Annotated in this window: 10 protein-coding genes and 1 other annotated feature; of the genes, 5 read left to right on the top strand and 5 right to left on the bottom strand. The window is 41.9% G+C overall.

What is annotated here, in order from left to right:
• Window positions 1–131 precede the first annotated feature (131 nt).
• The 4 genes from M3183_RS26035 (at window position 132) to M3183_RS26050 (ending at window position 3,728) form a co-directional block, all read left to right on the top strand.
• Window positions 132–344, top strand: a complete 213-nt coding sequence (locus M3183_RS26035; RefSeq protein ID WP_251474843.1) for an acetyl-CoA carboxylase biotin carboxyl carrier protein subunit — start codon at window positions 132–134, stop codon at window positions 342–344.
• Between the two features lie 83 nt (window positions 345–427).
• Window positions 428–1,363, top strand: a complete 936-nt coding sequence (locus M3183_RS26040; RefSeq protein ID WP_251474819.1) for a hydroxymethylglutaryl-CoA lyase — start codon at window positions 428–430, stop codon at window positions 1,361–1,363.
• A 4-nt stretch (window positions 1,364–1,367) separates the two neighbouring features.
• On the top strand, window positions 1,368–2,150 hold the full coding sequence (locus M3183_RS26045; protein WP_251474821.1) for an enoyl-CoA hydratase: 783 nt from the start codon (window positions 1,368–1,370) through the stop codon (window positions 2,148–2,150).
• Window positions 2,151–2,183: 33 nt separating this feature from the next.
• Window positions 2,184–3,728, top strand: a complete 1,545-nt coding sequence (locus tag M3183_RS26050) for an acyl-CoA carboxylase subunit beta (protein ID WP_251474824.1) — start codon at window positions 2,184–2,186, stop codon at window positions 3,726–3,728.
• A 123-nt stretch (window positions 3,729–3,851) separates the two neighbouring features.
• Here the strand turns inward: M3183_RS26050 and M3183_RS26055 are convergent, their stop codons facing one another.
• Window positions 3,852–5,264: a LysM peptidoglycan-binding domain-containing protein gene (locus M3183_RS26055; RefSeq protein ID WP_251474827.1), complete on the bottom strand. Its 1,413-nt coding sequence runs from the start codon at window positions 5,262–5,264 to the stop codon at window positions 3,852–3,854.
• 490 nt (window positions 5,265–5,754) lie between these two features.
• On the opposite strand from M3183_RS26055, the gene argH reads away from it, so the two are divergent.
• Complete coding sequence (gene argH / locus M3183_RS26060) at window positions 5,755–7,245, top strand: argininosuccinate lyase (RefSeq protein WP_251474830.1); 1,491 nt, start codon at window positions 5,755–5,757, stop codon at window positions 7,243–7,245.
• Window positions 7,246–7,395: 150 nt separating this feature from the next.
• Here argH and M3183_RS26065 read toward each other — a convergent pair whose 3' ends face one another.
• The 4 genes from M3183_RS26065 to M3183_RS26080 all read right to left on the bottom strand — a co-directional run.
• Window positions 7,396–8,262: an MBL fold metallo-hydrolase gene (locus tag M3183_RS26065; protein WP_251474834.1), complete on the bottom strand. Its 867-nt coding sequence runs from the start codon at window positions 8,260–8,262 to the stop codon at window positions 7,396–7,398.
• Window positions 8,259–9,665 carry a Na+/H+ antiporter NhaC gene (nhaC, locus tag M3183_RS26070; RefSeq protein ID WP_251474837.1) on the bottom strand — a complete coding sequence of 469 codons (1,407 nt, stop codon included), beginning with the start codon at window positions 9,663–9,665 and terminating at the stop codon, window positions 8,259–8,261. The genes M3183_RS26065 and nhaC overlap by 4 nt, the downstream gene beginning before the upstream one ends.
• Before the next feature lie 52 nt (window positions 9,666–9,717).
• Window positions 9,718–9,910: a binding site (T-box leader), on the bottom strand.
• A gap of 482 nt (window positions 9,911–10,392) precedes the next feature.
• Window positions 10,393–10,665 (bottom strand): hypothetical protein, encoded by a 273-nt coding sequence (locus M3183_RS26075; protein ID WP_251474840.1) that lies wholly within the window; start codon window positions 10,663–10,665, stop codon window positions 10,393–10,395.
• A 140-nt stretch (window positions 10,666–10,805) separates the two neighbouring features.
• A partial coding sequence (locus M3183_RS26080; protein ID WP_251471210.1) for an IS3 family transposase occupies window positions 10,806–10,892 on the bottom strand: 87 nt, incomplete at its 5' end.

Here is a 10,892-nt window from a genome sequence, read left to right on the forward strand (position 1 = left end):
ACCCATGTGATGGAATAGTTTCACATAATATAAAAATATTGTTAGAAAATCGTGTCGAAAAATATTTTTTTGACACCCCACCAACGGGTCAAACCGTTGATAAATCAACATTTATAGAGGGAGGAATCAGTATGAGTGAAGTTGTAGCAAGTATGGCAGGAAGTGTGTGGAAAATCTTAGTGAACCCTGGAGACCAGGTTGAAGAAGATCAGGATGTAGTGATTCTGGAATCAATGAAAATGGAAATTCCGATTGCTGCTGAGCTTGATGGAACAGTTAAGGAAGTGAGAGTAAGCGAGGGCGATTTTGTGAATGAAGGAGATGTCATTGCAGTAATTGAATAAAGTGAAAATTCCATCAGCAGGAGGGCTTACTGATGTTAATTCTGGATAAAATCGTAAGCTGAATAGGAGAAGGAGATGAAGTAATGAAGTGGCCTTCAGCTATCACCATAAAAGAGGTAGGGCCTCGGGATGGATTGCAAAATGAAAAGGTTTTTATATCCACTGAGGATAAAATTGAATGGATCAATCAATTATCAACCAGCGGCCTGAAGCATATTGAAATTACCTCATTTGTGAACCCAAAATGGATTCCTGCCCTTTCAGATGCAGCGGCTGTTTCGACAGGGATAACAAGGCAGCCAGGTGTGACCTATACAGCCCTTGTTCCAAATCAGCGGGGGTTAGAGAGGGCGTTGGCAGCGGATATAGATGAAGCTGCCGTGTTTATGTCAGCGAGTGAAACTCATAATCTAAAAAATATTAATAAATCAATCCGTGAAACATTCCCTGTATTAAAAGATATAGTTAAAAAAACGCTTGCTGCAGGGAAATCGAGCAGGGGTTATGTTTCAACTGTATTCGGCTGCCCCTATGAGGGGAAGGTTGATATAGATGCTGTAGTCAGGATATCTGAAACCTTATTTGAAATGGGAATTGATGAATTGTCCCTGGGGGATACAATTGGCATAGCCAATCCAAAGCAGGTTCAGGAGGTTTTAGAAGTATTGCTTAAACGATTCCCTGTTGGAAAATTAGCCATGCATTTTCACGATACCCGGGGAACGGCACTGGCCAATATCCTGGTTTCACTTGAGATGGGAATTACTATCTTTGATTCTTCAGTGGGCGGATTAGGCGGCTGCCCTTATGCACCTGGAGCATCAGGGAATGTGGCAACTGATGATTTACTGTATATGTTTGATGGGATGGATATTCATACAGGTGTAGACCAAGAGAAGATTTTGACTGCCTCTCAATATATTCAGAAGAAGATTGGAAAACCTTTACCAAGTAAAAGTTTTCAAGCTGCCAGCTCTCAATTAGGGTGCCGTCTTGAAAATATGGAAAAAGGAAGGTGACAACATGGGGAAAACGGTAGTAGTCGACTGGCTGGATAATGGAATTGCACTGATCACTTTGAATCGCCCTGAAGCAGCCAATGCATTATCTGTCCAAATGCTTAAGGAACTTCAAGAAGCGATTCTTGCCCTTAAATTTGACCGGGCAATCCGTTGTGTTGTGGTGACTGGAGCCGGGGAAAAGGCATTTTGCGCGGGCGCCGACTTAAAAGAACGGGCAGGAATGGATCCTGTCCAAGTTCGAAAAACGGTTTCGTTAATCCGTGGAAATATCAATGAGTTAGAAGCAATACCAATTCCTGTTATTGCGGCATTGAATGGTGTGGCATTTGGAGGCGGAACTGAACTAGCGCTCGCTTGTGATATCCGCATCGCCTCGGAAACAGCGAAGCTTGGTTTAACGGAAACGTCACTGGGGATTATTCCAGGAGCAGGCGGTACCCAGCGGCTGCCAAGATTAGTAGGCAAGGGACGTGCGAAAGAGCTTATTTTCACAGCAAGACGGATTACGGCAGCGGAAGCCTTAGAGATTGGATTAGCAGAGTATATGGTTCCTGCTGATCATTTAATGGAAAAGGCTTTAGAAATAGCAGGACAGATTGCAAAAAATGGCCCGGTTGCGGTAGCACAGGCAAAGTTTGCGATTGATAAAGGGTGTGATGTGGACCTTAACACAGGTCTTGCTATCGAACAAAATGCGTATGAAATCACGATCCCAACGAAGGACCGTTTAGAAGGACTTCAGGCATTTAAAGAAAAAAGACCTCCAGTTTATAAAGGGGAATAACAGAAAATGAGTTCAATAGAGGGAGGAAATCCAATGTCAGCTGATGTAAAGGACCTTCAACAAACACTTGAAGAACGGGCAGCACAAATTAAAAATGGCGGGGCTCCTAAATATCATGAGAAAAACCAGGAACAAGGGAAACTATTTGTCCGCGACCGCTTGAAACTTTTATTAGATCCTGGCTCTGAATTAGAGGATGCGCTTTTTGCTAATTGTTCAGCAGGAGACCTTCCGGCAGACGGCGTTTTTACCGGTATGGGCAAGATAAAGGGCCAGCTTGTATGTGTGATGGCTAATGATTCAACGATCAAAGCCGGCTCATGGGGTTCCCGGACTGTAGAAAAAATTATCCGCATCCAGGAAACCGCGGAAAAATTACGTGTACCGCTTTTGTACCTTGTGGATTCAGCTGGTGCCCGTATCACGGATCAAGTAGAAATGTTCCCCGGCAGACGCGGAGCAGGCCGGATTTTTTACAATCAAGTAAAGCTCTCCGGGAAAATTCCTCAGATTTGTCTCTTGTTTGGTCCATCTGCTGCGGGAGGGGCGTATATCCCGGCATTCTGCGACATAGTCATTATGGTGGATAAAAACGCCTCGATGTATTTGGGTTCGCCGAGGATGGCTGAAATGGTGATTGGGGAAAAAGTTAGCTTAGAGGAAATGGGAGGCGCCCGGATGCATTGTTCCGTATCTGGATGCGGCGATGTTTTGGCGAAGACAGAAGAGGAAGCCATTGCAATGGCCAGCGATTATCTTTCTTACTTTCCGGCCAATTTCTCAGAAAAACCGCCTGTTCGTGAAGCAGCGGCCCCTAAACCATTGAAAAAACCTTTAGAAGAGTTGATCCCAGCTAATCAAAATTCTCCATTTAATATGAAAGATTTAATTGATGGAATTATTGATGAAGGTTCCTTTTTTGAAATTAAAAAGCTGTTTGCTGCGGAGCTGATTACGGGTCTTGCCCGCATGGACGGAAAACCAGTCGGGATTATTGCCAATCAGCCGCGTGTAAAAGGCGGGGTATTGTTCCATGATACGGCAGATAAAGCGGCGAAATTTATTAATCTATGCGATGCTTTTCATATTCCAATCTTGTTCCTGGTAGATGTTCCGGGATTTATGATTGGGACAAAGGTAGAACGGGCCGGAATTATCCGCCATGGGGCAAAAATGATTTCCGCCATGTCTGAAGCGACAGTTCCAAAAATTTCAGTAATTGTTAGAAAAGCATATGGGGCAGGTTTATATGCAATGGCCGGCCCGGCATTTGAACCGGACGCCTGTCTTGCTCTTCCTTCAGCCCAAATTGCAGTAATGGGGCCGGAAGCCGCGGTGAATGCAGTATATGCGAAAAAAATCGCTGAACTTCCTGAAGAAGAGCGTGCTGCCTTTATCGCAGAAAAACGCGAAGAATATAAAGAAGACATTGATATTTACCGCTTGGCATCGGAAATGGTCATTGACGGTATTATTCCTGCGAATTCCTTACGGGATGAGCTCGTCAAGCGGTTTGAAGCATATTCTTCAAAATATATGGTTTTTTCAGACCGGAAGCATCCGGTGTATCCGGTTTAGGGTGCGCCTGTAATACTAACCAAAAAATTAAAGCGGGGGAATTCATCCCCCTTATTTTCTGGTGCCGGAACCCCATAATGGCACCTGCAAGCAAAAAAGGACCTAATTGGCCCTTTTTTGCTCTTAAATTAGTTTTTTTATTGTGAAATTGTCCTTTAGTAAAGCCCAGTTCTGCGGGTATGGATAGCCCAATGCCCAGTAGCTGATCCCTCTTAAGTTATAATCCTTTACCATATTAAATTTAGCTTGGGCGCTTCTGGCGTCTTCGAACCAAACTTCATGTCCTTGACCTTTTTCATCTACGTACTGGAAAAATGGGGATTGGGCTTTTGTGTCATATTGAATGGACGCCCCATATTTAATCGCACGTCTTATGGCTTCCTGCGGACTAAATGTCTCAGCTTCCTGACCTTTGACGTGGGGAATTTTCCAATCCCGCGCATAAATTTGAAATCCTAAGAATATTTTCTCTGCCGGCATAACCGATAAGGCATATTCCACAACTCTCCTCATTTGGTCAATGGGAGAGATGGCCTGCGGCGGGCCGAGGCGGTAGCCCCATTCATAGGTCATCAGGACAACAAAGTCAGCAATTCTGCCGTGTGCCTCATAATCATGTGCTTCATATAACAGTCCTGACTGAGTTGGACCTATTTTTGGAGCAAGGGCAGTGGAGACAAAGTATCCCTTCGGATGGAGACGGTCAACCGCCATCTGGAGGAATTGATTATAAAGTTCCCGGTCGGCAGGTAATACATTTTCAAAATCAATGTTTAACCCTTTATATCCTTTGCTGTCCATCACTTGGAGAATGTTTGCGATGATCTTTTCCTTTATTTCTGGAGTAGACAGGATGGTATGAGCTACATTTGAACCTGCTTGAGAGGAAGTAAAGTTTGTCACAGACATCATAGGGACGGCATGGTTAGATCGTGCAGCCTGAATCTCTGCTTCATCTTTCACCGGATTTAATGTTCCATCTTCAGCAATAAGATAAGCAAAAGGACTAAAGTAGGTAAGTAAATAGCCAATTTCATTGAGGGACTGGACAGCTTCCTCACTGGTTTGATACGTATAAGCGTTTACTTCGATGACGGGTTTCCCCCGCGGTATGGTCAAACGTAAACCAGGATAAATTAGATTGGGGTTTTCAATTTGGTTTTCGCTAATGATTGCTTGAACCGTGGTGCCGTACCGGCCGGCTATCTGCCATAACATTTCTCCCGGTTGAACGATATGTGTAAGGGGTGGAATAAATAGAGTAGTTCCGGGATAGATAAGGTTCGGATTTGTTAATTGACTGGCTTGGATAATAGATTGAATGGTGACACCATACTTTTGTGCAATAGACCATAATGTTTCACCGGATTTAACGGTATGGGTTGTGCCAGGTTTTGGGATGACCAGCGCCTGGCCGACTACTAATTGATTTGGGTTTTCTAACTCATTTGTACTGATAATGGAATTCATAGAAACGGCATAACGGCTGGCAATTTGCCAAAGGGTCTCGCCGCTGGTAACAACATGTATCAACATAACTAATCCTCCAAGGCATTTTCATTAATGTACTATATGTAAGCAGCAAAAAAATGTGTGATGGTCCAATTCCATGAAATAGGAACAGCCAGCTCACCTATTTTGTACGCCGCATTCCATTAATCCAAAATCGACAAATGTGCTTCTCGAGAGTTGAATAATTCGATTGAGGGGCAGGTAGAAACCTGGAAGTACGCTGGTTTTATACCTTTTAGGAGGGGTATTTTTCATTATCATGCCTGGTGCCCTTTAAGGAACCTTGCAGGCTTTCGTTAAGCCTGTCGATGAATTCCGAACATCGTGTTGTTTTACACCATATCTAACCGTCCGATATCGATTAAAATGATGAACCAATTCGGATATTTAATATGTGGCAGGCTGCCGAATTGGGATGATTAAAATTGCCTCAATTTCAATTGTATTGTTTATTTCAAATAGTTTTTTGAGGGAAAAGCCGAATAATCAATGTCTTAAATCGGAGATGAAAAGAATGGGTAATCTAGAGGACTTTATCAAAAGTGAGGGAGCCTCCTTTCCAGGAAAAACCTATGTGGAAGAACTGTTAAAGCCGGTGTTTAATGACCAGCGTAATTATTTATTTGATGCCATGTTTGATATTCACCGGGCCCATGTCATTATGCTGGAAGAACAAAATATTATTAAAAAAGATGAAGCAAGAGAGATGTTAAGAGGCATCAATAAAACGGCCAAAACAAATGTGAATCAACTGACCTATCAGCCGCAGTTTGAAGATTTATTTTTCATGATAGAAGCAAAAATGGGCGAAGAGATTGGGGCGGAACTTGCGGGGAAAATCCATATCGGCCGCAGCAGAAACGATATGGGGGCGGCCATGTATCGTTTGGTATTACGGGATCACCTCTTGGAGTTATTACAAAATGCTTATCGGTTAAGTGAAGCCTTACTAGATCAGGCAGAACAGCATGTGGAGACGTATATTACCGGATATACCCATACCCAGCCGGCCCAGCCCACTACACTTGGTCATTATTTATTAGCGGTATATGATGTCATGCAGCGGGATATCCGGCGGTTATGGGCTGCCTATGAAACGGTCAATCAATCACCGCTTGGGGCGGCTGCCTTAACCACAACAGGTTTCCCTATCAGCCGCCTACGGACATGTGAGTTTTTAAGTTTTGATAGAATCATTGAAAACTCCTATGATTCCATTGGCGGCGCAGACTATCTGTTGGAAACATCATCTGCTTTAATGACCTGTATGATTAATACGGGGAGATGGATTCAAGACTTTCTGCAGCATGTGACAAGGGAGTTTGGTACATTTTATGTGGCCGATCCTTATGTCCAGGTAAGCAGTATCATGCCGCAAAAGCGAAATCCTGTATCGATTGAACATTCCCGGTCGATTGCCAGCAGCGCTTATGGTGAGGCATTAACTGTAATGAACATGATCCACAATACACCATTTGGAGATATAGTGGATACGGAAGATGACCTGCAGCCTCATTTGTACAGGGCATTTCAAAAGGCCAATCGGGTGATGAAACTCATGTATGCAGTAATTGCAACTTTAAAGGTAAATGAAGAGCATGCGAGGAAAATGGCCGGAAAATCCTGCGTGACCATTACAGAATTAGCAGACACCCTTACAAGGGAGTACGGAATTTCTTTTCGAAAAGCACATGCCATTGCCAGCTTTATTGCGAAGAAAACAACCAGTGCTAAAAAAGAACTATACGATTGGAAGATTCATGAAATCAATCAAATGATCAACGGGTTTGCTAATGTGTCACTGACAGAAGAGGAATGGAAAAAAATTATTTCGCCGGAATACTTTGTGAAAATCAGGAGTATTTTAGGGGGGCCATCTCCTAAAGAGGTTAATAGAATGATTGGTGAGAGAAAACAGAAGTTGAAAATGAAGAAACAAGATATTGAAAATCTTGTTAATGAATTGAATAATAGAAGAATGAAATTAGCTGGATATTCGATTTAAATATAATGCTTAAGAATATTATGATAAACCGTTTATTGTTTTTTAGTGCATCTGCCCACAATCCATTTGGTTAATACCAAATTTAAAAACCGCCAAGCAGGGATGCCAACTGAACCCTTTTTAGCGGTTTTTCATTTTTTCCAAAACATCTTATAATTTAAACTCCATTTCTTCTTCGGCAATATGAAATCCTTTCGCTTCCAGCTCATGTCGAACCTGCTGCTCCGTATCCAGTACCGGGTTGGAATGATTTAAATGAGTAAAATAAATCTCTGTCTGCTCTGTTAAATCTTGGAGCCGGTCCATCGTTTCTGTCATGAGCGGATGGGGAATTTCCCGGTAATCCCGGCCAATGTTTTCAAGGTCTTTTACAGAATGGAATGTCCCATCGAGCAAGCAGATATCTGCTTTTTTGCAAACTGCAAAAATGTCCTGATCCCATTCATTCCAGCGATCAATATCCGGGACATAAAACACCTTCTTATTCGGGCCTTCAATCCAAAAGGCAAATGTCTCAGAAAATTCATTCCGATGTGGTACATAAACTGGCGTAATAGTAACAGAAGGAACAACCTGGACCGCTTTTCTATCCTGTATTTCTTGTACATCGATGTTTCCAAGCTTTGTCAGCTGACTCCAAGGGGCCTGTACCTCTAATAATTGCTTCATTTTCGTTCCAGCCATCACCGGAATTCCTCTTGCTCCAATAGCTTCCCGCCCCAAAAATAAAAGACCTGGATAGTGACCTAAATGGGCATGGGTTAGAAAAATGCTTTTCATGAGCTTTCCTTCTAGCTGATATTTCATTTGCAGTCTGGCCATTTGTTCTTTCAAATCAGGCGTTGCATCAATCAAATGCCACACTTGCTCATCTGGAAGGATAACTGCTAATGAGGCAGCGAGTCTTCTAAACTTAGGATTGCGAATTGCTTCTCTGCAATTTTTACAAAAGCAATTCGGATGCGGCAGTCCGGCATCTTGAGCCGTTCCTATTATGCTTAAAACAACTTCAGTCATTGTGAAACACCTTCTTGTTGGTCTTTATAATAGTTTTTCTTTGTAATCGTCCAGCCTGTAAACCCGAATAAGATATTCATGAGCGGAACAAGAAAGGCAAAGAAGGCATATGGAATGAATTCACCCGGACTAACCCCGAGAATCCCAGCGGCGAATACGGCAGGTACACCCCATGGAACAAGATTGATCCCGACTGTTCCCGCAGCTTCGACACACCGTGATAGGTTTTTCGTGTCAATTCCCATGTCTTTATAGTTTTTTACAAACGTTCTTGCAGGTAAAATGATTGCCAAAAACTGTGCGCCGCTTGCAAATGCTACAACAAAAGTTGAGAGAATGGTGGAACTGATTAAGCCTCCCGGGGAATGGACTTTTGATATCATCTTTTTCGTTAATACTTCAAAAGAACCAGTTTCCTCTAAAATTCCTCCAAGTGCTGTTGCAAGAATCAATAAACCAATGGTTCCAAGCATGGACATAAGTCCGCCGCGGTTTAGCAAGGAATCTAATGCTTTAACTCCAGATTCCACATGATAGCCGCTGGTCATGATTTGAACAATAGAGGTTACGGATGTTCCTTGGATGATAATGGCTAATAAACCTCCTAAAATGCTTACGCCCATTAAGGCTGGGATGGCTGGTGTTTTTTTAATCATTAAAATAATTGTTAATACAGGCATGAGCAATAGCAGTGGATGAATAACGAAAACATCGTCTAACCCAGTCTTCATTGCCTCAATCGCTTTAATATCTGTACTGCCATTTGCAGCCGCAGAAGAACTGAAAATCCAATACAGGGCAATGGAAATAACAAAGGCTGGAATGGTATCCCAAAGCATATGTTTTACATGACTAAACAAATCTGTTTCAGCCATTGCAGGTGCGATATTTGTTGTATCAGAAAGAGGTGACAGTTTATCACCGAAATAGGCACCTGAGATGACCGCGCCGGCAACCAAACCTGGAGAGAAGCCTAGCCCTTCACCAATCACCATGAACGCCAGCCCAATGGTCGCAATGGAGGTAAACGAACTTCCCAATGTAATGGAGACAATTCCTGTAACCAGTGCAACAATTGGTACAAACAGGGCAGGAGTGATAATAGAAAGACCGTAGTAGATCATAGTTGGGATAACACCACTTGCAATCCATGTGCCGACAATCATCCCAATAATGAGTAAGATAAAAACAGCAGGTAATGCTCTTTCTACACCTTTCACCATCATCCGCTGGATCTCATCCCAACTCCAGCCGCCAATAATGGAAATAATAGCTGCAGCAATCACACCAACTATTAACGGGACATGCATTCCCGCCTTCCATACAAAAATGGATAGGGCTGCAGAGCCAATTAATGCAACGATTGGAATGAGCGACATCCCGATAGAAATTTGTTTTTTCATGCAAACCTTCCCCTCTAATTCATAATGAATAAAAAAAGAGCCTCCATCCTTGAAAAGGGACGGAAGCTCCGCGGTACCACCCTAGTTAGCAGATTATTTTCTGCCCGCTCGTTTTAGATAACGGCCGAAACCGATTGCCAGCTCCCTATCTGTAATTCGCTATACAGCTTGTCTGTTTTGCACCAACCAACAGATCTCTTATTTCAAGAATGGTATAAGCTACTTTAATAGTTCAACGCTTTTATGCTTTTATGTGATTAAGTATAAGATAATAGTAGCTGAGACGGGCTTCATTCGTCAATCTTTTTATAAAAAGTTTAGGCAGCTGCGTTTTACTTGCTATCTTCTAATCTTTCATTCTATTTTTGTCGTACTAGATTAACTGAAAGGAGACATCTATATAGGAAAAAGAGAATATTTCTTTAGTTCATCTATTCTTTTATAATTGGTATATTACGGAAAATGTTATGCCCATACAAGAAAAATTGGAGAATACAAATGTACATGAATGGGGATTTGCCGTCTTTTAGAGGAGAATATTTATACTAATGAACTCTTCAAATTTAGATTATATAATTAAAGTGAAAAATGATAAGGTAGAGATTGTTTATACAAAAATGGCGTGCTTCCAATAGAATCTAAAAAAGACCGTTTGCTTTCACGGTCTTTTGTCATTCGGCAAAAGAGATGCATGCCTTAATTTAAAGAAAGCAAAGCTTTTATCCTTTCACCCTTTTTTGCTGCGTCCTTTTAATTTCTGAATCCAATCTGAAATTGTAGCGTAAATAACACCAATTGTAATGAGTGAAAGGATCACGGCAAAAATATATAATCCGATTCCGGTGAATTTCTCCCCATCCTTCATAAATTCACCTGCACTATAAAATGAACCATAAGATGTTATAGGAAATACAATGAAAACAAAAAATATCCAGAAAAGCTCTTTAAATGCCCGCCCTGCTTTGTCAATGCCTTCAAAGAACCTGCCAATAAATTTCAATCCATTCTCTCCTTTTTCCATGATTTCCTTAATTACCATTTTACTATGTCGTGAATGTTTTTTATACGCAAAAAAAAGCCTCTTCAATTGCAACCCTTATTTAAAGTGTACCCCTTGTAAAGGACATTTTAAAAAAAGGCCTAGGCTACCTGTAACAGATGATTCCTGTACTGTACAGGAGTCATCTTTTTTAGATTCCATTGATATCTAGTATGGTTATAGTGGCG

The sequence above is a fragment of the Neobacillus mesonae genome (genome assembly GCF_023715155.1).
In the GTDB taxonomy this organism is placed as follows: domain Bacteria; phylum Bacillota; class Bacilli; order Bacillales; family Cytobacillaceae; genus Neobacillus; species Neobacillus mesonae_A.

Coding starts and splice junctions, on each gene's coding strand:
- M3183_RS26035 (WP_251474843.1), top strand. CDS start 132: ATGAGTGAAGTTGTAGCAAGTATGGCAGGAAGTGTGTGGAAAATCTTA.
- M3183_RS26040 (WP_251474819.1), top strand. CDS start 428: ATGAAGTGGCCTTCAGCTATCACCATAAAAGAGGTAGGGCCTCGGGAT.
- M3183_RS26045 (WP_251474821.1), top strand. CDS start 1,368: ATGGGGAAAACGGTAGTAGTCGACTGGCTGGATAATGGAATTGCACTG.
- M3183_RS26050 (WP_251474824.1), top strand. CDS start 2,184: ATGTCAGCTGATGTAAAGGACCTTCAACAAACACTTGAAGAACGGGCA.
- M3183_RS26055 (WP_251474827.1), bottom strand. CDS start 5,264: ATGTTGATACATGTTGTTACCAGCGGCGAGACCCTTTGGCAAATTGCC.
- argH (WP_251474830.1), top strand. CDS start 5,755: ATGGGTAATCTAGAGGACTTTATCAAAAGTGAGGGAGCCTCCTTTCCA.
- M3183_RS26065 (WP_251474834.1), bottom strand. CDS start 8,262: ATGACTGAAGTTGTTTTAAGCATAATAGGAACGGCTCAAGATGCCGGA.
- nhaC (WP_251474837.1), bottom strand. CDS start 9,665: ATGAAAAAACAAATTTCTATCGGGATGTCGCTCATTCCAATCGTTGCA.